Origin of the sequence: Enterococcus sp. C50, from assembly GCF_040887505.1 — a bacterium.
GTDB lineage: Bacteria > Bacillota > Bacilli > Lactobacillales > Enterococcaceae > Enterococcus_B > Enterococcus_B thailandicus.
In genome coordinates this window covers 1-20,764 of record NZ_JBFOFW010000007.1, presented here as the reverse complement: position 1 = coordinate 20,764, position 20,764 = coordinate 1, and the positions used below count along the sequence as shown (strand labels likewise).

21 protein-coding genes and 1 pseudogene are annotated in these 20,764 nt (G+C 35.9%); 9 read left to right on the top strand and 13 right to left on the bottom strand.

All coding sequences use genetic code 11. The annotated features are described in order from the left end of the window. Positions 1 to 121: 121 nt before the first annotated feature. The 7 genes from msrA to rlmH all read right to left on the bottom strand — a co-directional run bounded on the left by msrA (position 122) and on the right by rlmH (position 6,282). Positions 122 to 913 (bottom strand): peptide-methionine (S)-S-oxide reductase MsrA, encoded by a 792-nt coding sequence (gene msrA / locus AB3I20_RS09610; protein WP_002296391.1) that lies wholly within the window; start codon positions 911 to 913, stop codon positions 122 to 124. Between the two features lie 190 nt (positions 914 to 1,103). Next, positions 1,104 to 1,739, bottom strand: a complete 636-nt coding sequence (locus tag AB3I20_RS09605) for a DUF998 domain-containing protein (RefSeq protein WP_071868558.1) — start codon at positions 1,737 to 1,739, stop codon at positions 1,104 to 1,106. Positions 1,740 to 2,002: 263 nt separating this feature from the next. Then, positions 2,003 to 3,055, bottom strand: a complete 1,053-nt coding sequence (locus AB3I20_RS09600; RefSeq protein ID WP_368027227.1) for a PTS sugar transporter subunit IIC — start codon at positions 3,053 to 3,055, stop codon at positions 2,003 to 2,005. A gap of 12 nt (positions 3,056 to 3,067) precedes the next feature. Further along, positions 3,068 to 4,006 carry a 2-dehydropantoate 2-reductase gene (locus AB3I20_RS09595; protein ID WP_368027226.1) on the bottom strand — a complete coding sequence of 313 codons (939 nt, stop codon included), beginning with the start codon at positions 4,004 to 4,006 and terminating at the stop codon, positions 3,068 to 3,070. 452 nt (positions 4,007 to 4,458) lie between these two features. Next, positions 4,459 to 5,109 (bottom strand): hypothetical protein, encoded by a 651-nt coding sequence (locus AB3I20_RS09590; protein WP_270492930.1) that lies wholly within the window; start codon positions 5,107 to 5,109, stop codon positions 4,459 to 4,461. 99 nt (positions 5,110 to 5,208) lie between these two features. Next, entirely contained in the window at positions 5,209 to 5,718 is a 510-nt protein-coding gene (locus tag AB3I20_RS09585) for a DUF1456 family protein (protein WP_270492931.1), read from the bottom strand. Between the two features lie 84 nt (positions 5,719 to 5,802). Further along, on the bottom strand, positions 5,803 to 6,282 hold the full coding sequence (gene rlmH / locus AB3I20_RS09580; protein ID WP_270492932.1) for a 23S rRNA (pseudouridine(1915)-N(3))-methyltransferase RlmH: 480 nt from the start codon (positions 6,280 to 6,282) through the stop codon (positions 5,803 to 5,805). 433 nt (positions 6,283 to 6,715) lie between these two features. Between rlmH and AB3I20_RS09575 the strand changes: the two genes are divergently transcribed. Continuing rightward, positions 6,716 to 7,996 (top strand): S1C family serine protease, encoded by a 1,281-nt coding sequence (locus tag AB3I20_RS09575; RefSeq protein WP_086270550.1) that lies wholly within the window; start codon positions 6,716 to 6,718, stop codon positions 7,994 to 7,996. 70 nt (positions 7,997 to 8,066) lie between these two features. Here the strand turns inward: AB3I20_RS09575 and ytpR are convergent, their stop codons facing one another. From ytpR to pepA, 4 genes are all read right to left on the bottom strand, one after another. After that, positions 8,067 to 8,672: a YtpR family tRNA-binding protein gene (ytpR, locus tag AB3I20_RS09570; RefSeq protein ID WP_067483255.1), complete on the bottom strand. Its 606-nt coding sequence runs from the start codon at positions 8,670 to 8,672 to the stop codon at positions 8,067 to 8,069. Between the two features lie 194 nt (positions 8,673 to 8,866). Beyond that, complete coding sequence (locus AB3I20_RS09565; protein WP_067483256.1) at positions 8,867 to 9,328, bottom strand: universal stress protein; 462 nt, start codon at positions 9,326 to 9,328, stop codon at positions 8,867 to 8,869. A 21-nt stretch (positions 9,329 to 9,349) separates the two neighbouring features. Further along, on the bottom strand, positions 9,350 to 9,670 hold the full coding sequence (locus tag AB3I20_RS09560; RefSeq protein WP_067483258.1) for a thioredoxin family protein: 321 nt from the start codon (positions 9,668 to 9,670) through the stop codon (positions 9,350 to 9,352). A gap of 152 nt (positions 9,671 to 9,822) precedes the next feature. Next, a complete protein-coding gene (gene pepA / locus AB3I20_RS09555; protein ID WP_067483260.1) occupies positions 9,823 to 10,902 on the bottom strand; it encodes a glutamyl aminopeptidase in 1,080 nt (359 codons plus the stop codon). Between the two features lie 195 nt (positions 10,903 to 11,097). Between pepA and AB3I20_RS09550 the strand changes: the two genes are divergently transcribed. Beyond that, positions 11,098 to 11,451 (top strand): PepSY domain-containing protein, encoded by a 354-nt coding sequence (locus AB3I20_RS09550; protein WP_368027225.1) that lies wholly within the window; start codon positions 11,098 to 11,100, stop codon positions 11,449 to 11,451. Between the two features lie 12 nt (positions 11,452 to 11,463). On the opposite strand, the gene AB3I20_RS09545 is transcribed toward AB3I20_RS09550, so the two are convergent. Continuing rightward, positions 11,464 to 12,468, bottom strand: coding sequence for an IS30 family transposase (locus AB3I20_RS09545; RefSeq protein ID WP_368027273.1), 1,005 nt, complete (start codon positions 12,466 to 12,468; stop codon positions 11,464 to 11,466). Between the two features lie 275 nt (positions 12,469 to 12,743). Between AB3I20_RS09545 and AB3I20_RS09540 the strand changes: the two genes are divergently transcribed. The 4 genes and pseudogenes from AB3I20_RS09540 to AB3I20_RS09525 form a co-directional block, all read left to right on the top strand. Then, positions 12,744 to 13,691, top strand: coding sequence for a glycosyltransferase (locus AB3I20_RS09540; protein ID WP_368027224.1), 948 nt, complete (start codon positions 12,744 to 12,746; stop codon positions 13,689 to 13,691). A gap of 15 nt (positions 13,692 to 13,706) precedes the next feature. After that, positions 13,707 to 15,485: a DUF6020 family protein gene (locus AB3I20_RS09535; RefSeq protein ID WP_368027223.1), complete on the top strand. Its 1,779-nt coding sequence runs from the start codon at positions 13,707 to 13,709 to the stop codon at positions 15,483 to 15,485. Further along, positions 15,472 to 16,659, top strand: coding sequence for a hypothetical protein (locus AB3I20_RS09530; RefSeq protein WP_368027222.1), 1,188 nt, complete (start codon positions 15,472 to 15,474; stop codon positions 16,657 to 16,659). The genes AB3I20_RS09535 and AB3I20_RS09530 overlap by 14 nt, the downstream gene beginning before the upstream one ends. A 129-nt stretch (positions 16,660 to 16,788) precedes the next feature. Then, positions 16,789 to 17,170: pseudogene (locus AB3I20_RS09525) on the top strand (transposase); the annotation flags it as partial. Between the two features lie 404 nt (positions 17,171 to 17,574). Here AB3I20_RS09525 and pepV read toward each other — a convergent pair. After that, positions 17,575 to 18,999, bottom strand: coding sequence for a dipeptidase PepV (pepV, locus tag AB3I20_RS09520; RefSeq protein ID WP_067483273.1), 1,425 nt, complete (start codon positions 18,997 to 18,999; stop codon positions 17,575 to 17,577). Positions 19,000 to 19,146: 147 nt separating this feature from the next. Between pepV and AB3I20_RS09515 the strand changes: the two genes are divergently transcribed. The 3 genes from AB3I20_RS09515 (at position 19,147) to AB3I20_RS09505 (ending at position 20,675) form a co-directional block, all read left to right on the top strand. Further along, positions 19,147 to 19,974, top strand: a complete 828-nt coding sequence (locus AB3I20_RS09515; protein WP_368027221.1) for an NAD(P)H-hydrate dehydratase — start codon at positions 19,147 to 19,149, stop codon at positions 19,972 to 19,974. A gap of 16 nt (positions 19,975 to 19,990) precedes the next feature. Then, positions 19,991 to 20,434: an acyl-CoA thioesterase gene (locus tag AB3I20_RS09510; RefSeq protein ID WP_368027220.1), complete on the top strand. Its 444-nt coding sequence runs from the start codon at positions 19,991 to 19,993 to the stop codon at positions 20,432 to 20,434. Positions 20,435 to 20,507: 73 nt separating this feature from the next. After that, the gene (locus AB3I20_RS09505; RefSeq protein WP_172843716.1) at positions 20,508 to 20,675 is read left to right on the top strand and encodes a hypothetical protein; all 168 of its coding nucleotides are present in this window, start codon (positions 20,508 to 20,510) and stop codon (positions 20,673 to 20,675) included. Positions 20,676 to 20,764 lie beyond the last annotated feature (89 nt).

The window sequence follows — 20,764 nt, the reverse complement described above, 5'->3', positions numbered from 1 at the left end:
CCTCGGTGTTCCCAAAGCAACTCCTCGAAATAATTCATAACTGTCCAAAAATATGAAAAGCTATTTTTGTCAATTGCTCATTATTCTGTCGGAGCTGAACGCTTTGCGCCACAACCTTCCTCTATCTATGTCGCTGAAAAAATAAATGAAGCTGATGCGAATGCTTGATCTTTTTATATCTTTTAGGTTGCTTCTGATAAAATTGTTGATGATGATTTTCAGCTGGCCAAAAAGTCTTTGCTTGGCGAATCTCTGTAACGATAGGACGGCTAAATCGGTTAGATTGAATCAGTTGTTCTCTTGATTTTTCAGCCAATTGCCTTTGCTTTTCATTAACAACAAATAGAATTGAACGATATTGTTTCCCCCGATCTTGAAATTGACCAAAGGCATCTGTAGGGTCTGAAATTTGCCAATAAATCTCCAACAGCTCTTCATAGGTTATTTGACGTGTATCAAATATGATCTCAACAGCTTCAACATGCCCAGTATATCCACCACTGACTTGATCGTAATTTGGTTTTTTGGTCTCTCCACCTGTATAACCAGATAACACTGAGATTACACCTGGTTTTGTTTCAAAAGGCTCAACCATACACCAGAAACAGCCACCGGCAAAAATCGCCCGTTCTTGGTATAAGGGTGAAGTTATCTTATGTTTGGCATAATCATAAGCTTTTGCACTCGCTGACTCCCCTGTGATTCTTAAATAAAAATCCATCGCATCTGGTGTCAAATTATCTCGTAGTGCTAGCGGACGCAAGTTGACCTCTAGTTTTTCTATCACCTGCTTTATCGACATTTTTGCTAGGTCTTCTTTTGCCTCTTCAAATTGTGTTCTTTCCCATTCTCTTGTATTTCGATTTAAAATAATATTATAAAGGTCTATTTCCATCTGCTCCACATCTAACATGAAGTCACCCTCTTTCAAGTTTTCTTCTTATTCATTCAAAAAATGACTACCTGAAATTTAGCACAACGCATAACAAGTTAAGACTAACTTGCTTTTCGCTCTCCTCATCTCTATTCTTAGTCGAACACATCCACACGAATGGTTACCCATAGAGAAATTCTTTTACTTAATCAACTTCACACTGCTTTTTCTACTTTCGTAGTTGAAAAAAACTTAAACAAATCATCGGCAAATAGTTAAAGAAAAAACTTAAGCGTTGAAAGAAGCCCAATTGCTTAAAGAAGGCAAACTGACTAATCGACGGAATCCGTGCTAATCCGTAAAGACCTGCAATTAGTAAACTAATAACTGTTAAAACAAGATAAAAATGGCTAAGCGTACCTTGACCACTTTGACGATAAAGCAGAACAAGTAACAATGGGAAAAGTAGAAAGCCTGCATAGCCTAGCCCAGAACCTATATTATGGATCCAAGTCGATAGATTCCAAGAGCTTTCATTCGTATTGATACTGAATAACCCAGTAAAAACACAATCACCTATCCCATATAAACCAACTGTTGCAACAGCAAGTATTGCAAGTGTTTTTGATGTTCCAACAAATAGGTGATACAACGCAGGCAACGAAAGAACAAAAAAAAGTCCAGATACAACTGACCAGACCAAGAAAGCACGTCTGACTGGACTATCTACGTCACCAAACACACTAATTACGGTAGTCATTTGATTCAGTTTGGGATAAAAAAGGCCAAGGATATACGGTGTCGATAAATCACTAATCACACCTAATAATAAAAAATAAAAACCATATTTTTGCAAAAAAATCATTTTCTTCCCCTACTTTTTAGTGATTATTCGATACATCCAACAATCAAATTTTTTCTCATTTTAACACATATTTTTATTCTAGTTGCCTTTTGAACAATCAATAACATAAAGGTGAGTTTCTTCTACATTTTAAAAAATCGAATGGCACTGAAGAGTTCAGTTGTCAGCATCAATCCTACTCAAAAAGGCAAAAAAACGTAAGTCAGATGTTGTTGACATCTCACTTACGCATCCATTGATTGAAAATTTCTTAGTAAAATCTACTAGCCTAAAAATTTGAAGACTTCTTCTCGATCATACAGTTTAAATACTTTCTCGCATAAAAATTGAGTAATTAGTGCCGCAAAAACAGGGATGACTAACCAACAAAGAACAACAAGAAAGCCATTTAGCCCTGCATCTAAAGAAGCCAACGGACCAACAAGTCCGACCACGCCGAAACCAGCAGAAGCAGGCGTACCTGAAATAGAAAATAGAGCGACAGGAATAGCTGTAATCACTGCACTAACTAAACAAGGAATAAGAATCACAGGTTTTCTAAATAGATTAGGCATCATCATCTTCATAGCGCCTAAAGCAATCGCAATTGTCACACCTGACTTATTAACCTTCCAAGAGTTCACTACTAAAACAAAAGTGGTTGCAGCTACGCCCATCGCAGCCGCACCAGCAGAAACACCATCTAGTTGGATTGCCATTCCGATTGCTACTGTTGAAATAGGAGAGACAATCAAAAAGGCAAAGGAACAACCAATCAAGATAGACATTAACAGCGGTTGTAAGGTAGTGAAGTTATTAATCAATGATCCAATTGCAGAAGTAATTGCTGTTACAAAAGGGAATAAATAAAAACCAAGTAAACCTGCACCTACACCTACAACAATCGGTGTTAACACAATCGACACTGACCCAAAACTATTTCCAATCAGTAAAATCAGCCCGACAGCAATCGACGCTGTCAGCATCGTATTAATAATATCGCCTGTACCAGCACCAACGTAAACACCTGTTTCACCCAAATCAGGTGTGAATTTGACTACACCAGAACCAACAAAAGAAGCTCCGGCTACAACCATCATTCTCATCGGATCAAATCCAAATTGTAAGGCAATCAAACCACCAATGATCAAAGGTGTTGCTAGTTGAAAAATAACTGCTAACTGTGCGATTGTTACCGCAAAGGGATACGCACTAAAATATTTTAAAATGGCACCTAATACTGCATTAGGAATCAATCCAATAATGATTCCTGTTGCTGTACCAGCGAGGACTTTATTCAGAAAAATTTTCGGTGATATTTTTTGTGAAGTTTCCATTCAATCTCTCCTTTATTTTACGTTCAAACTATCTTCTTTTGCATGGACAAGCTCAGTCAAGAAATCACAATAAGGCGTCGCAACACCATATTTCTTCCCTTTTCTAGAAATTGCGCCATTGATATAATCGATTTCTGTTAATCGATGGTTCTTAATCAAGTCTTGATACATTGAAGGATAATGTAACCCAATTGTTTCCGGGTCAAAACAAGATTCACAATGTGCAATGACTTCTGGGACATCTAGTTCAATCTTCTCTACTGCTGCTACTTTGGCAAACTCATTGACAATCGTCGCCACCATTTTATGAGCAGTCGATGTTTTTCCTAGCTCAGCCATATTAACGTCTAAGATTGTGCATAGTCCGTTCATTGTTCCGTTCACACATGCTTTGCGATAAATAGAATAGTGAATATTATCAGAAAAATGAGCATTTAATCCTGATTCAGACAATTTGTCTGCTAATTTTTTTGCAGCTGCTTCTTTTCCATCACCTAAATTTTGTAATTCTACTGAACCACTTCCAAATAATTTGACCTGACCAGGACCTTCAAGACCTGCCGTCCACATGGTATTTCCAATATAGATATTTTCCATTGGTACAAATTTCTCAATAATATCTTCATGCCCGATACCATTTAATAGACATAAGACCCCTGTATCTTTTTTGATTAATGATTGGATATCCTGCAGCATTTTTTCCAGCTGCATCGCTTTGGTAAATAGAATAATCAGATCAACTTGATCTTCTTTTTCTACTTCGGATTGAAGAACGATTGGTAGTTTTGCTTCTACCTCTTTACCATTAAAATTTGCTTGTAATCCATGTTCTTTGATTTGTTGGACATGTTCTGCCCAGCCATCGATTAATAATACCTCGTTCCCACCTTGGTGAAGCATTAACCCAAAGCGACTTCCCATTGCGCCAGCGCCTGCAATTGCTATTTTCATTGATTCTTCCTCCTTTTTCTTTCTATTATACTCATTTGAGAATCATTTCACAATCTTGTTTTGTTATTCTTCTCTTATTTATCATGTTTATATCCACCATTCAAGTTATTTTATCAGCAAATCAATAAAAACTGGAATAGAATCCCAATTTCATCGTAAGAGAAACTAGACTAGCAATAAGAAAATAGAAACATTCATAGAAAAAACCTCACTCCTCTGATTATAAAAGAGTGGGGCATTAACCTCGTGTATACTAAAACCTTCCATTCATTCGATAGATGATTTTCTTTTTGTGAAAAACTATTCATTTTAGTACGATGTTGCGCAACACAGACGGATGGTATTGCTTAGTATTTATTAAGCATCGAACAATACACTTATTTAAAAAGTTCTTTCCCAGATTTTCTTCCATTTTTACAGTTATAACTAGTATTATCATGAAAAATAGCCTTTTATTGTCTATGGGAATAATAATTTAAAATTGGTACTTTTTTATTAATTAGTTCATCGCCCAATAATCTCTCCAGTTTCTTAGCATCTCCTGACTCAACCGGAATTATCCAAGCCCAGTCCAAATAATTTTTTAAAAGCTCATCATATTTGGCAAATATTTCATTGCCATATTCCGTCCTTAAAATTATATTTTCAGTGCCAGACAAGTGATTTGTATTGAGTTGATAAAAAAGATCTCCATCTAAAAAAATATCATTAGAAGAAGATTTCCCCACAGTAATGACCATTCCATCAGCTCTATGTGTTACATACAAATAATTGTATGACCTCATTTCACCTAATGAATCAATTATTTCTTGCCCTTTAGCTCTAATATATTGATCTCTACTATCTATCGCACTCTTATTTAACAAAAGTTTTTTCATATCAAATTTAATCGGCTGTTTTATTTTTGTAAATTCGCTTCTACTACTAATCCAATCCGAGATTAATTTTTCAACATGTCCCAGAGTAAACTCTGATTTATTCGCTAAATACTTTTTTTGTTGTATTAAAGACATCTTTCCCCGAAGCTCAAAATTGAGCCTACATCGATTCTCTATCTCTTCAAAAAGCATCTTATCTTCATCATTCTTATATTCATCATTCATAGAACCAATCCAGCTCCTCGATTAAGATAATATTTTAATCTCATACAAAAACTAGCTCTCATCGAAACAACCATTGTTTTGATTTATCATGAAATTTCTTTATACTTTTCTCCGATTATAAATTCCTAACCCCTTGAGAAAATTACGCATATATTTATCTCCGCAAGGCTTAAAATTTCGTTGGCCTTCTTTTCTCAAAAATGCCCCGATTTCGCCTTTTGATGGATAGATTTCTGCCTCAGCAAAAACGTCTAAAATATCATCAGTGGTCATAGACAAGGCGATTTTTAATTTTTTTAGCAACACATTGTTGATATATTTGATTTCCTTGCTTTTTTGCGGCGTGTCTACTATCGGCTTATCTTTTTGCATACCACGCGCCAAGAGAATCAGGCCATTTAGGAATGCGTCAAAAACTTGGTTGTTGATGGTTTTTTCATACACATTATTTTCTGCATTATCTTTGTTCTTATCCTGTACTTTGGTCAGTACCGCCTGAGCTTCTTCTTTAGTCAGTGGTACACCGCCTAGCTCAAAAGCTTTAATCAAATCCGTATCTTTCAAATCAATCGCATAACGCAATCGCAATAACCTATCATTGTTATTCATTTGTTCCTCCGAAGTATTTAGTCTTTATTTTCTTACGTACTTTTTGTCTTGCTAAGATTTTTAGGATCAATGATAACAATCGCATCACTTATGATAAGGTGCCCCAGCATTAATCCGAAACACACGATAGATTTGCTCCACTAAAATCAGGCGCATCAATTGATGTGGATAAGTCATTTTTCCAAATGAGATTTGCGTATTGCTCCGTTTCATGACAGATTCGCTTAGTCCAAGCGACCCACCAATCACAAATGTTAGATGACTCTTCCCTTGAATACCTAACTGATCAATTTGTTTTGCAAATGCTTCACTCGTTGGATTTTCCCCTTCAATTGCCAATGCAAAGACATAATCATGTTCCTTAATCTTTGAAAGAATACGCTCGCCTTCCTTATCTTTAACCTGTTGCATCTGTGCATCGCTTAAATTTTCTGGTGCTTTTTCATCAGGTACTTCAATCAATTCCATTTTTGCATAAGCACCAAGACGTTTTACATATTCGTTGATTCCTTGAATGAGATACTTTTCTTTTAATTTCCCAACAGATATTATTTTAATATTCATGTTCTACTCCTTTATCAACACAAAATTGCTACTATTAGCACTTCACCTTAGTTTATCATGCTTCTTTCTTTTTTTCTTCAGCACAAGTGGAAAAGTTTTACACACATACTTATGCACAACATCCACAGGTTTATCCACAGAAACTGCGCTTTTTTTCCTTATTTTATCACTATTTCTTATACAAACATATGTTTCCACCTTTTTTATCCCCTTTATCAACAACCTGTGGATAACTTTTTTATCTGAGTTTTCCTCAATAAAATGAAAAAGTTTTACACAGATACTGTGGAAAACTAAAACGCGATTTTTTCATCTGAAAACAGATATTTTTCCTAAAGTTTTTCATAAAAAGTTCACAGTCTAAAAGTAGACTAAATTTATCAAATGAGTCTATACTAATGATAGATAAAAAAGTGAACGGAGGAGGAAACACATGGATAAAAAAGATGTGACACCTAAAATGAAAAAAAATAAGTATGGATTTTGGAAGAAGTTAGGCCTCGGACTTGTTGGTGGCGTCCTTGGTGGATTGATTACTGCAGGAATTTTTTACGTCGCTATGGGATCGTCTTTTACAACTTCTTCGACAAGCGCAAGTGGAAATCAAAATTCTGCTGGTGAGACAGTCGTTGAGAATGTCAAAGTAAACGTTGAATCAGATATTACTAGCGCTGTTGATAAAGTACAAGGCGCTGTTGTTTCAGTAATCAATTTACAAAATCAAAATCAATCAAGTGAATTCGGTCAGCTCTTTGGACAACAGGAACAAAGCAGCTCTGATGAAGCTTTAGAAGCTTATAGTGAAGGCAGTGGTGTCATTTATAAGAAAGATGGCGACTCTGCCTACATCGTTACAAATAATCACGTGGTTGATGGGCAACAAGGCTTGGAAGTTTTACTGAAAGATGGCAGTAAAGTGAAGGCTGAACTAGTTGGAACAGACGCCTACTCTGACTTAGCTGTATTAAAAATCAGTGCTGACAAAGTCGACACAGTCGCTTCATTTGGCGACTCTGAATCCTTAAAAGTTGGTGAACCTGCTATTGCGATTGGCTCACCATTAGGCTCAGCTTATGCTAACTCAGTAACTTCAGGTATCGTGTCTTCTTTAAATCGTCAAGTAACTAGTACGAATGAATCAAACGAAACAGTCAACATCAACGCAATCCAAACAGATGCTGCAATCAATCCTGGTAATTCAGGTGGCCCATTAGTAAACATTGAAGGACAAGTAATCGGAATCAATTCAAGTAAGATTGCTAGTACCTCAGAATCTTCCTCTGATGTGAATGTGGAAGGAATGGGTTTTGCAATTCCAAGTAATGATGTAGTAAATGTAATCAATCAATTAGAAAAAGACGGAAAAGTAACCCGTCCAGCTCTTGGAATTACGATGGTCGATTTATCTGCTGTTTCTACACAACAACAAGAACAAGTCTTGAAGATTCCAACTTCTGTAACAAATGGTGTCATTGTAACCAATGTTCAAGCAGCTACTCCTGCTGAAAAGGCGGGATTGAAACAATACGATGTTATCACTAAGATTGATGATACCGAAGTTTCTTCTGGTGTTGAGTTACAAACTGCACTTTACAAGAAAAAAGTCGGCGACAGTGTCAAAGTGACTTATTACCGAGGATCTGAAGAAAAAACTGCTACGGTAGAGTTGACAATCGATCAATCTTCATTGAAACAAAATAATTCGAATGAGTAATGAAGTGGAACAAAAAAGGTGGGACAAAACGAAACACGTTTTGTCCCACCTTTTTCTATTCATTTAATTTCTATTTAGGAAATGCTTCACCAACAACTGCATCTTCTGGTAAGACTAAAATTCCTTTTTCTGTTGGTGCATCCGGTAAATGCAATTCACGAGCTGAGCAGATCATCCCATAGCTCTCTACGCCACGTAATGAGCCTGGCCAAATCATCAAGCCATCAGGCATCATTGCACCTGGTTTTGCTACAACTACTTTTTGACCCGCTTCAATATTTGGCGCACCACAAACGATTTGTAAGACATGTCCATTATCAACTTCTGTTTCAGTAATAGATAAATGATCAGAGTCTGGATGTGGAACACACGTTTTGACATAACCAACAACGATTTTAGGTTCGTTATCTGCAATCAAAGTTTCAGTAAAACCAGCCTCTTTAATCAAACGATTTAATTCCGTTAATTGTTCTTCATTAATTGTTACTTGACCATTGCCTTCAATGGTCAAATGATCAGAAATATGGAAAAAGTTCCAAGCAACGATTTGGCCAGAGGCATCTTTCACTTGAGCTACATTCCATTTTCGTTCAACCGTGTTCTCAGTTCCTTTATCGTCGGCTACAACTACCATTAAGGTATCTCCGACATGTGCTTTGTTATAAGCAAAAATCATGTTCTTTCCTCCATTATCTCTTGCTGAGGTTTATCTTAACAAAAAAAATATACTCCTGCATGAGATTTTTTTCATTCGTGTCATGAAAAATGACCAAAAAAAGGGAGTGACAAAAGTCAACTTTCGAGTTTGCCACCCACTTCTTTTCAACATAATACTTTACAACAATTATTAACTAAAAGAAAGCAAAGATTCTATTCCTCGTCCTCTTTTGTTTCTGTCACAATCAAAACATCACAAGGTGCACGACGAATGACGTGGCTAGCCACACTACCAGTCATAAAACGTTCAACAGCATTTAAGCCAGATTGTCCAACCATGATCAGATCAATCTGATATTTTTTTGGTAAATTAACAGCCATTGCTTCTTTGACTGAGCCATAGGCAATAATTCCTTCAATTTTTGTGTAGTTTACAGATTTACCATAGTCTTTACAACTTTGAATCATTTCTTTGGCATTTTCTGTTCCTTGATCGATCAAGTTTTGATCCATTGGTGCATAACCCATAAAATTATAAAATTGTTGGTCAATCACATTGGCAACGTAGACTGTCCCGTTATTTCGACGAGCGACTTCTACTGCTTTTTTAAATGCTGCACTCGCTTGTTCACTACCATCAATACCTACTAAAATATTTTTATACTCTTGATCCATTTTGACCCCTCCTAATAGATGCTAATCAACTGTGACACTTTTTAGGAAATCTTCAATCTCTTGCTTGGTTTTACGATTTTTATTAACTAATCGTCCTAATTCTTTACCATCTTCAATGACTACAAAGCTAGGGATACCAAAAATACTCCAACTTGCAGCAAGATCGATATATTTATCACGATCGACTTCAATGAAGCGCCAATCAGAAAAATCTTGTTCAATTTCTGGCATTTGTGGTTTGATAAATCGACAATCACCACACCAATCAGCTGTGAAGAAAAAAACATTTTTTCCTTTTTCTACATAGCCTGCTAATTCCTCTAAATTTTCTGGAATAATCATCCGTTTTCGTTCCTCCTACTGTCACATTCTTTACCTAAATTATACACCTTTCTCACAAAGTGACAAACGTTTGAAGTTTTTTATTCTGATATAAAAAAATCTGATAAAATAGAAAGTTTCTATCTTATCAGATTTCTTATTTTAAGCTTCAATTATTTCCCGTAAACAATCGTGTTCACTGTTGATTTGTCTAAGCCTTTCAATGTTTGAATCAACATTTCTCTTGCTGCTTCAAAGTCGCTGATGCTAAACATTGTTTGATGTGTATGAATATAACGTCCAACTACTCCAATAACTGTACTTGGGATTCCTTCATTTTGAGTATGAGCAGCGCCTGCGTCTGTTCCACCTTTTGAAACGAAGTATTGGTATGGAATATTATTTGTTTCTGCTACATCTAATAAATATTCACGCAAACGTGGTAACATGATCAAGCCCGGATCTTGGATACGCATCAAAGTGCCTTCACCTAAGTGTCCAAATGTTCCTTTTTTCGTTACAGTATCATCTGCAGCAGAACAATCTACTGCAAAGAATAAATCAGGTTTAAATTTATTGACAGATGCTTTTGATCCACGCAAGCCAACTTCTTCTTGCACGTTTGCCCCTGCAATCAATGTGTGCCCTAATTTTTCATTTTGTAACGCTTCTAGTGCTTCTAAAACCATTGTACAACCATAACGATTGTCCCAAGATTTGCTAATGATATTTTTTCCATTTGCTGTTTTGATTGTTTCAGCAAAAGGTACGATTGTATCACCAGGTAAAACGCCATAGCTTATGGCTTCTTCACGTGATTCAAATCCTGCATCAAATAAAATATCTGTTACTTCAACTGATTTTTGACCGCTTGTTCCACGTAACAAATGTGGTGGAACAGATGAAGAAATACAAGGATAGTTTTTACCAGATGATGTCTTCAAAGTAAAACGTTGTGCTGAAACAACGTAAGGATTCCAGCCACCTAAAGGAACTACTTTAAATAAACCATTATCTTGGATTTGAGTTAGCATAAACCCAACTTCATCCATGTGTGCCGCAACCATTACTCGTGGTGCATCTGCATCTTCATGGTTACGTAACCCAAAAATGCCACCAAGACCATCTAATTGTAACTCATCAACTAATGGTTCCATGTGGCCTTCCATGTATGCACGAATATCTTGTTCAAATCCGCTTGTTCCTTGTAACTCTGTTAATTCTTTAATACGTTGAAATGTTTTTTCTTCCATAATACATCGTCTAAATTTCAGACTAAACTCCTCTCAGACTTTTATTTGATCCATTCAAAAAAAGTTTTCTCCGAATAAATCGACGTTTTCATTATAACTTATTTTGCTAAAGTTTGGTTATTTATTTCTGAGAAAAACAGAGAGTATGGTAGAATAAACCCAGATACATGAAGTCAAAGAAGGAGGGTTACCTGAATGTCCAAAGAAAAAGACTACAATTATTTTAAAGGCGGACTAGCGCTTGGTGTTGGCCTTGGTCTCTTGACTGGCGTTGCTTCGACAGTCTGGTATCATCGCAAAAAATCATTGACCGCTGATCAAGTCCTTTCCAAAATTAAAAATGCCTTTTTAAAAGAAGGTTCTATCGAAGGTTCATGGATTTCTTTTGAAAAAGAACCAATCAGAAAATTTGCTATCCATTCAAATGGTTATCGCGGGGGAATTTCTCGAATGGAAGATGGCGAAATCGTCTACTATGAGTTTTTAGCTGATGCTTATACTGGAACTGTGTTAGATATTTCCCGAGAGAAGTATGAATCCTCTTTTTAATACCTTGAATTGTCAAATAAAGTGCAACGTTACTCCAAAAAATATTTCGTAGGGTGTTTTCCAGTGTAAACATTTTCTTGGCCGTAAATTTAATTTAAGAATATATTGATCAATTGTTTCATCAGTAACACTATCCATCTCTTTATTTTTTGGTAAATACTCTCTGAGTAAACCATTGGTGTTCTCATTTGTCCCTCGTTGCCAAGGCGCATGCGGATCAGGAAAATAGAAAGGAACACCATTAAGAGCTTTCGTGATTTCTGAATGTTTTGAAAACTCTTTTCCACGATCAGGAGTGATTGATTTCACTCGACTAGGATGGATAGAGGAAAATAATTCAATGAACGTGTCCTTAACAAATAGGGATAGTTTCTTCTCAATTTTTCCACCTAATAGATATCTCGACCTACGGTCAGTCAATGTAACTAGGCAAGCACCACCCGTCTTCCCAGCTACTGTATCTGCCTCCCAATGACCAATTTCAGAGTGGTCGTTGGCAGAATCGGGTCGTTCATGAATCGTGTTGGATATCTGGATTTTTTCTCTTCTCTCAACATGATGTTTGGCATGTCTTGTTTTTCCGCGGCGTCTAAGTGAACGAACCAATCCTCGATTTCCATGGCTTAGAGGCTCTGTTTCAAAAAGTCCATTATAAATACCACGATAAATTGTCGTGTAGCTTATAGCAATACCAGTTCGTTCACTTTTTAAACGATGAGAAATTTCTTCAGGAGACCATTGTTCTTCTACAAATAATCTTCGAACGACAGTCCAGACCCTGTTGTTAGACAAGAGTAATTTTCGCCCACAGTTCTGTTTTCTATAAGAATATATAGTTTGAGCAAGCACAGGAGAATACGTAGTATTTTTTGTATTACGTTTAAGTTCTCTAGATATTGTAGAAGGGCTACGCTTCATAAGAGAAGCAATGAAACGTATAGACTTTCCTTGATTGAAGAATAAAAATATGTTTTCTCGCTCGAGTATTGTAAGATGGTTATAGTGGCTCATAGCTATTTTCCTTTCAAATAGTGTTCTAGACAAACCTATTTTAACTGGATTTTAGCTATGAGTTTTTTTTTTGTAATCAACTGTTGCACTTAAAGTGTATATTCAAGACAAAAAAACAACCCCCATTAGAAGAAAATCTGCACTTTTTCTAATGGGGGTTGTTTTATTAAAAAATAACTTTGCTTTTAGCAAAAATGACCTTTATATCTCTGAACTTAACTAGCATTCTAAGCTAATATACGTTATTCTTAAACTAGTTTTTAAATTAAGGAGAGTGCAACATGAAACAACGTGAAAAAATTGCTGTATTGATTCCCTGCTACAATGAAGAAGCAACGATTTCAACAGTTATTGCTGATTTCAAACGGGAATTACCTGAGGCAGATATTTATGTTTATGACAATAATTCAACCGACAAAACTTATGAACTTGCTGTTCGAGGTGGCGCTATCGTCAAAAAAGAACCACGTCAAGGTAAGGGAAACGTGATTCGTCAAATGTTTTTTGATATTGATGCTGATTATTACTTGATGGTTGATGGCGATGATACGTACCCAGCTGAAGCTGTTCACGGTTTATTAGAAAAATTACGTTCAGGTGAGGCTGACATGGTAATCGGTGACCGTTTATCAAACGGTACGTATTTCGATGAAAATAAACGACCTTTTCATGATTTTGGTAATAACTTAGTCAAAAACTCGATTGCAAAATTGTATAAAACAGATATTAAAGATGTTATGACTGGCTATCGTGGGTTCAATCGAATTTTCGTCAAGAGTTTTCCAATTATGAGTTCGGGTTTTCAAATCGAAACAGAATTAACAATCCATGCTTTGGATAAAAAATTCAAGCTAGTCGAAGTACCGATTGACTACCGAGACCGCCCAGAAGGTAGTGAGTCAAAATTAAATACTTTTTCAGATGGTTTTAAAGTAATCATGATGATCATCAAAATGTGTAAAGACTACAAACCATTACTTTTCTTTGGTATTTGGACGATTCTTTTCTTCATACTAGGTTTACTTGTAGGTGTTCCAGTTATCCGCGAATTTATGGTAACAGGATTCATCGATCGCATTCCTTCTGCTATTTTAAGTACTGGGTTAATGACAATGGCCATGCTTTCTTTGATTACTGGTTTAATTCTAGATACTGTTGTATCTAATGCTAAAAAAGAATATGAATTGAATTTATACCATGTCTATCATGAACAACAAAAAGAAGAGTAGTTTGCGGAGGTTAGTATGAAAATAAATGTCTCCCATCTTTTTTCTAATTTTCTATTGCTTTTGACTACTTTTTTCATTTCATTTTTAACAGCTTACAGTTTTGGTTCACTGAATCCAGTAATTATTATCTTCCTAGTTGGATTACTTCTAATCGCATTGATCCAAGAAGGAAAACAGCTATTTTCATTTAAACAACCTGAACTTGTTTTTTTAAGTGTGTTTTTTTCAATAATTTTTGCACTGATTTTAACGACTAAAAATCGGATTCATTTTGAGAAAGTCTCTGGAAACTATCACGAAACAACGATTGATTCTTTTGGTATTTTTCATTTTGCTCTTTTTATTGCGATACTATTCTATTTCTTTTTGATTTTACAATATGTACAAATCTTATTACCTAAAATAAAAGCTAAACTGGAAACATTTGAAACTCAAAGTTTTCCATATGCTAGATACTTCATCTCCTTCACGCTACTCCTATTAGTCTGTTGGAGTCCTTATGCATTAACTTTATATCCTGGTGTAGTTTTACCTGATTCATTAAGTTCAATCGCACAAGCCATGGGTGATCGACCAATAAATAATCATCATCCTGTTTTATTTACATTGATCGTAAAATTTTTTGTTCATGATTTACCTACTAAGAGCATCAATCATGGCGTCTTCCTTTTTTCAATTATGCAATCAATTCTTTTAGCAACTACCATCAGTTATTCTCTCTGTTGGCTACTAAAGAAGAAAGTTAATAAATTTGTAATTCTTCTAGCAACTAGTTACTTTGCTTTGGCACCTGTTTTTCCAATTTATTCATTAAATATGCAAAAAGATATTTTATTTGCTGTTGCCTGTTTATTATTCTCATTAACATTGTTTGATTTTATCGTTGAAAAAAAAGTAACTTTTACAAGAAAATTAGTTATTATTTTATTTGCTTTACTAACCACTTATCTAAGAAATAATGGATTGTATGTTGTGATTGGGACAGGGATTACTGCTTTATGTATCTCACTCAAGGATCGACAAACCAAGCCCCTTTTCCAAGTGATCGTAGGTTATTTTTTACTCACAATCTTAGTTATTCAACCACTAATGACTAGGTATGCAGTTCCAACAGCTTCCGCTGAACGATTAGGCCTGCCCATGCAACAGGTCACCAGAGCAATCGTTATGGATGGAGATTTAGCTAAAGATGATTTAGCCTTAATGGATAAAATCCTACCTCTACAAGACTATGAAGCTTATACACCAAGCTTAGCAGATTCCATTAAATGGCATAAAAATTTCGACAATACTTTCTTAGATGAGCACAATAAAGAATTCTTACTTTTGTGGGGGAGAAATTTACCAAAAAACTTTTCTATTTACACTGATGCTTATATTCTAGAAACATTTGGTTTTTGGATCCCTGGCGTAAAAAATGATTATGGTTTTCTTGATATTCGAGTTAACACTAATAATTATGGTATCACTCAAAGCAATTTAATTGAGCGTTTTACAGGTATCTCAGGTACAACAAAATTGATTGACGCACGAAATTTTTTTGGTTCTGGTACACTATTTTGGTTACTTATTTTTAGTGTCTTTCTTCTACTATCACAAAAAAAATATCGATTTTTATTACTTCTATCACCAGGAATACTTGTCTTTCTAACTATCGTGATTGCTACTCCTGTTGCTTTTAGCTTACGTTATGTCTTTATTTTAGCATTGGGACTACCTATTTATCTTTTGATACCATTTATAAAATTTGATTTTGAAAAAAAGAAGGGAGCAATCCATTATGAAAGTATTTAAAAAAACAACAATTATTTTCTTTTTATTAATTCTTAGTTATTGTCTAACTTTAGCTGCTGCTTATAGCATTCCGGATCGTTTTCTTTCATCTCATGTAGACAGCTCAATCAAAGTATTTGAAAAAGAAGGCGAGTATCCTGCAATCAATTCCGCCAACGAAACTGGTACAAAATTAGATAATTTTACTGATAAATTGATGGTCAAAAAATCAATGAAGAATCATAAATTATCCCTTATAGAAAATATCATGTCGATAAACGGCTATCCTCGGTATTGGCATGGCTATCAAGTGTTTTTACGTCCTTTGTTAGCAGTCATGTCTCTTGGCAGTATTCGAATGATTTATGCTTCCCTTTTATTTCTCTTGATTGGAATTATCTCTCACTTTTTAATCAAAAGAACAGACATTTATTTGGGAATTGCTTTCCTGCTGTCTTTAGCTGTAGCTAATGTAGCAGTTTTCTTTTTCAGTATGCAGTTTTCAAATATTTTGCTTCTGACTTTATTCGCTTTATTATTACTTCTAGTAAAACCAAAATTATTTCAAGAAAAGAGTAATACTCTTCTTTATTTTTTTAGTATTGGTTCCCTAGCAAACTTTTTTGATTTACTAACAACTCCTTTAATTTCTTGGGGACTTCCTATCATCGTTCTCTTCTATATCAATAGTAAAGACATTAGTAGGCAGGATACTTCTTTAGGAAAAAAATTAGGATTGTTCTTATCCACTGGATTTTTCTGGTCAATCGGTTACGGATTGACTTGGTTAAGTAAATGGCTTATTTCTTCAGTTATTCTTAAACAAAATGTTGTAAGAGATGCCTTCAATCGGATTCTTTTTCGAACAGAAGGCAGTGATAAATACCCTTTACAACGATTAACAATGCTAAAAGAAAACTTTGCTTTGATGTATCCTAAAGTAGTTATCTTATTGTTAGCAACAACCTGTTTAGTTTTCTTATATCTTGCCTATAAAAATCGAACAGGACATTTACCACTTCAATTTGTGTGTATGTTTCTGCTTATTGCAATGACACCTTATATTTGGTATAACGTTTTAGCGAATCATTCACAGATCCATCGTTGGTTTACTTATCGGACGCAAATCGTCACCACTTTTGCTATACTAAGTGGATTTGCTTGCCTTATTCCACCTAAAAAAATGAGTAAATAAAAAAGAGACTGGGATAATAGTCAGAAGAACATCTGATCATTGTCCCACTTTTTTGATTTAGTGTACATAAAAAGCACACAACCTTGTATGGTCAAAATATCCAAGTTCATCCAAAAGAAACCTGCTTTTATGTTAAAAAATTATGCCATCAATCAAACAATTTTACTGTTGGATATGTAACACTATACCCTTGAAACAGATGTTGCCTTTGCGATCGATTTTTTGTCGAATCTATTTCTCAACATCTATTTGACAAATTAGAATAAGAACTTGGCGACCTTGCCTATCACCCTAAAATTATGTTCAAAATTATCTTGTATGCCTATACGCACCACGCGCTTTCAGGTCAGAAAATTGAATTTCTATTTAGCGATAGTTACCGTTTACGTTGGTTAGCCAATCATTAACAAGTGAATTACCAGACGATCAATTGCTTCAGAAGTCATGAAACGACTGCTGTTCTTTTATCAGAAGTTTTTATCTTGTTTCATCGATAGCGCTGAGTACCAATTATAGGATTGTCCAGTTCGTGGCGAATGTATGAAAGCCAAAAACAATAAAAATCGACAGATTCAAGTCAGTACTAAGTTGTGCTGCTTTAAAAAGAAGCTTTCAGAAGAAAAAACGGTTCGATCGATCGGAAACTAAAAAACTAAGTTGAGACAATGTTGAGACATTTGAAGGCATGTTTATCGCCCCATCATTTCATTTGCGTGGAAAATAAGGGACTAAGATTGATGTCGGCTTGGCCCTCATGCTACTAAAACTAAGTAAACTAGGAAAATATATGGAGAGAAAAAGACGAAAAAAAGAAAAACAAGCTCGATTTTGACATGGATTATCAAAATCGGACCTGTTTTTCGAGAGTGGATCATGTATGACCTACTCGCTTTTTTAATCCATATATACCAACTCTTACTTAGCCAAACGATAAATTGCATCCGCATAAATCGCAGTTGCTCTGAACAAGTCATCAAGACTCATAAATTCATTTGCTTGGTGCATTGTATCTGTATAGCCTGGGAACATTGCGCCATAGGCAACACCGCGTTTTAGCAAGCGACCATACGTTCCACCACCAATGATTTGTTCATAGCCTTTTTCACCAGTGTGATCTTCGTATACTTGTAATAGCGTTGCAACCAATGGATCATCCATTGGCACATAATGTGGTTCCATTACGCGTGCACCACGCGTAACAGTGGCACCTTCCATTCCAACTGTTTTTTCTACGCCAATTTCTAGCCCTTCAACAGTTACTCCTTTAGGGAAACGGAAGTTCATATTGATAAAGTTTTCTGCTTGTGTGCTGTCATCATCTGCCTTAAATGCAAACAACCCAGCATTCATTGTTAATTTACCCATTTTTTCATCTTCATAAGCCACGCCTAATTTTTCACCATAGAAATCTTCATGGACATAAGCAGCAGCTACATGGATAAATTGTTTTGCAGCACCACCAAAAGCGTAAGTGTCTAAGAATGTTGCTAAGAATGTTCCCGCATTGATTCCAGATTGAGGACTTGCACCGTGAGCCCCTTTTCCGACTAATTCGATTGATACAAATGTTTCATCCGCTTCAATCATTCCGCTAACAGGATTTGCTTCAATAAATTTAAAGAATGCTTCTTCCATCGCGATGGCAGCATCAACATTCGGTACTTCAAGTTTTGCTTCAGCTGTTCCTGGGACCATGTTTTCACGCAAACCAGAAGTGAAAGATTTTAAGACATAGTCGCCTCCGTTATTTCCTTGGAAGTGTAGTCCTAAAGAAACATTTCCTTTTTCACCATTGATAATTGGAAATTCTGCATCTGGTGAGAAACCAAAATCAGGCTCTTCTTCATGTTCGAAGTAATAAGCCATGTCGCCCCAGCCACTTTCTTCATCACTACCAACAACAAAGCGAACTTTTTTAGATAATTTTAAATCTAAATCTTTGATAATTTTCATTGCATAATAAGCTGCCATACTTGGTCCTTTATCATCACTTGAACCACGAGCAAAAATTTTGCCATCTTTGATTACTGGTTCATAAGGATCTGTATCCCAACCGTCGCCAGCAGGAACAACATCCATGTGTCCAAAGATACCTAACGTTTCATCGCCTTCACCCATATCAATGTGTCCAGCATAATTATCAACATTTTTCACTACGAAACCATCACGTTCACCATAAGCAAGCATGTGTTTTAGTGCATCACGTGGTCCAGGGCCAAACGGTGCATCTGCAGTCACCTTAGAATCATCGCGTTCACTGTTGACGCGTAACAAATTTTTTAAATCTTCAAGTAAGTCTTCTTTACGTGCTTCTACTTCTTTTTGCCAATCAATTGTCATAAAGTTAATCCTCCACCTTATTAAGTCTTCGTGTTTTATGATACCATAAAATCAAGAAAAAAATAGTTCAAAAAGTCTGACAATTTCGTCAGCTTGTAGTTCTTTTGTGAATGTTTAAGGCATTCAACTTATTGGAGGGGATACTGAATGATTCTTGATGAGCAACTGTTACGAGAGGTAATTACAAAACGACCTAAGCACTCTCACAAAGGTACTTTTGGTCGAGTTGTGTTGATTGGCGGAAATCAACAGTATGGCGGCGCAATCATCATGAGTGCTTTAGCTGCAGTTAACAGTGGTGCTGGATTGACCACAGTGATAACGGACAAGAAGAACCATGGTCCACTTCATGTTCAGCTCCCCGAAGCAATGGTTGTTGATTGGTACGATCAAGCGACCTGTCTAACAGTCATTCAACAGGCAGATGTGTTATTGATTGGTCCAGGATTAGGTAATTCCACTTTCAGTCTAGGCTTACTCCAAATGGTCTTGAAGGTGCAAACAAATCAGCAATGGTTAGTCATTGATGGTTCAGCATTAACTTTGCTTGCCGAAGCAAAACTTTCTTTGCCTTATCCGGAACATACTGTATTAACACCACATCAAATGGAATGGCAACGTCTAAGCGGAATTGCTATCGCTACGCAAACAGATCAATTGAATCAGGAGAAGCAACACGAATTAGGTGCAATTCTTGTCGTTAAAAGTCACCAAACTACTATTTATAATAAAGAAAATATCTATTATAATCAGGCTGGATCTGCCGCAATGGCAACTGGAGGAACTGGTGATACCTTGGCAGGAATGATTACGGCTTTTCTTGCCCAATTTCCTCAAAACGATCACACGGTCGCAGCCGCCGTTTACTTACACAGTTTCATTGGTGATCACTTAGCACAAACACACTATGTCGTACTGCCGACATTGATTAGCCAAGCCATTCCACAATGGATGGCACATTTTTGTACAGAATAAAAAGAGGAGTTTGAGTATGGAAAAATTTACAGGATATCTGCGCACACCTTTTTATTATGAAACGGATCAAATGGGGATCATTCATCACAGCAATTATATTCGCTGGTTTGAAGAAGCACGTGTCGCACTACTTGATCATCTTGATTTTAGTTACCAAAAAATTGAAGAAACAGAGATTATTATTCCAGTTCTTGAAGTCAATTGCCAATATAAAGAAATGATTCGCTATGGCGAGTCAGTCATTATTTATCCAACAATTGAAAAATATACGGGGACACGTTTAGATTTTAGTTATCAAATTTATGGTGCTGATGATCAAAAACTACGCACGATTGGCAGCAGTAAACATTGTTTCCTCTCCGCGGAAAATCAGCGTTTATTAAAGCTTAGCCGATTTTATCCAGAGTTGGATGCACTATTTAAAAACTATGCACAATTAGACAACGCGAAAGAAAAATAAAAAAGGATCAAGCATTTTTCTTGTTTTACGGCGTCAAGTTCGTATAATTATAAGAAAAAAGCAGGTGATGAGCATGTACGTTGTTAAAGTATTACATGGTTATATCGACAAAACTGGCTGCCGCACTCGTGAAAAGAATCCTGACAACCTACTCGTTTTTAAAGACAAAAAGAAATCTGAAACTTTCGCCAAACAAATCGGTGGTCGCGTGAAGCTTCTACAAGAAATGCGACCTGACTAAAGAAATACTTAAATCTGTCAATCAAGCAACACTCCCAGCTACTGGATGTTGCTTTTTTCTCACTTATAAAAAGCAAAGAGCCCGCTCAA

Coding starts and splice junctions, on each gene's coding strand:
- msrA (WP_002296391.1), bottom strand. CDS start 913: ATGTTAGATGTGGAGCAGATGGAAATAGACCTTTATAATATTATTTTA.
- AB3I20_RS09605 (WP_071868558.1), bottom strand. CDS start 1,739: ATGATTTTTTTGCAAAAATATGGTTTTTATTTTTTATTATTAGGTGTG.
- AB3I20_RS09600 (WP_368027227.1), bottom strand. CDS start 3,055: ATGGAAACTTCACAAAAAATATCACCGAAAATTTTTCTGAATAAAGTC.
- AB3I20_RS09595 (WP_368027226.1), bottom strand. CDS start 4,006: ATGAAAATAGCAATTGCAGGCGCTGGCGCAATGGGAAGTCGCTTTGGG.
- AB3I20_RS09590 (WP_270492930.1), bottom strand. CDS start 5,109: ATGAATGATGAATATAAGAATGATGAAGATAAGATGCTTTTTGAAGAG.
- AB3I20_RS09585 (WP_270492931.1), bottom strand. CDS start 5,718: ATGAATAACAATGATAGGTTATTGCGATTGCGTTATGCGATTGATTTG.
- rlmH (WP_270492932.1), bottom strand. CDS start 6,282: ATGAATATTAAAATAATATCTGTTGGGAAATTAAAAGAAAAGTATCTC.
- AB3I20_RS09575 (WP_086270550.1), top strand. CDS start 6,716: ATGGATAAAAAAGATGTGACACCTAAAATGAAAAAAAATAAGTATGGA.
- ytpR (WP_067483255.1), bottom strand. CDS start 8,672: ATGATTTTTGCTTATAACAAAGCACATGTCGGAGATACCTTAATGGTA.
- AB3I20_RS09565 (WP_067483256.1), bottom strand. CDS start 9,328: ATGGATCAAGAGTATAAAAATATTTTAGTAGGTATTGATGGTAGTGAA.
- AB3I20_RS09560 (WP_067483258.1), bottom strand. CDS start 9,670: ATGATTATTCCAGAAAATTTAGAGGAATTAGCAGGCTATGTAGAAAAA.
- pepA (WP_067483260.1), bottom strand. CDS start 10,902: ATGGAAGAAAAAACATTTCAACGTATTAAAGAATTAACAGAGTTACAA.
- AB3I20_RS09550 (WP_368027225.1), top strand. CDS start 11,098: ATGTCCAAAGAAAAAGACTACAATTATTTTAAAGGCGGACTAGCGCTT.
- AB3I20_RS09540 (WP_368027224.1), top strand. CDS start 12,744: ATGAAACAACGTGAAAAAATTGCTGTATTGATTCCCTGCTACAATGAA.
- AB3I20_RS09535 (WP_368027223.1), top strand. CDS start 13,707: ATGAAAATAAATGTCTCCCATCTTTTTTCTAATTTTCTATTGCTTTTG.
- AB3I20_RS09530 (WP_368027222.1), top strand. CDS start 15,472: ATGAAAGTATTTAAAAAAACAACAATTATTTTCTTTTTATTAATTCTT.
- pepV (WP_067483273.1), bottom strand. CDS start 18,999: ATGACAATTGATTGGCAAAAAGAAGTAGAAGCACGTAAAGAAGACTTA.
- AB3I20_RS09515 (WP_368027221.1), top strand. CDS start 19,147: ATGATTCTTGATGAGCAACTGTTACGAGAGGTAATTACAAAACGACCT.
- AB3I20_RS09510 (WP_368027220.1), top strand. CDS start 19,991: ATGGAAAAATTTACAGGATATCTGCGCACACCTTTTTATTATGAAACG.
- AB3I20_RS09505 (WP_172843716.1), top strand. CDS start 20,508: ATGTACGTTGTTAAAGTATTACATGGTTATATCGACAAAACTGGCTGC.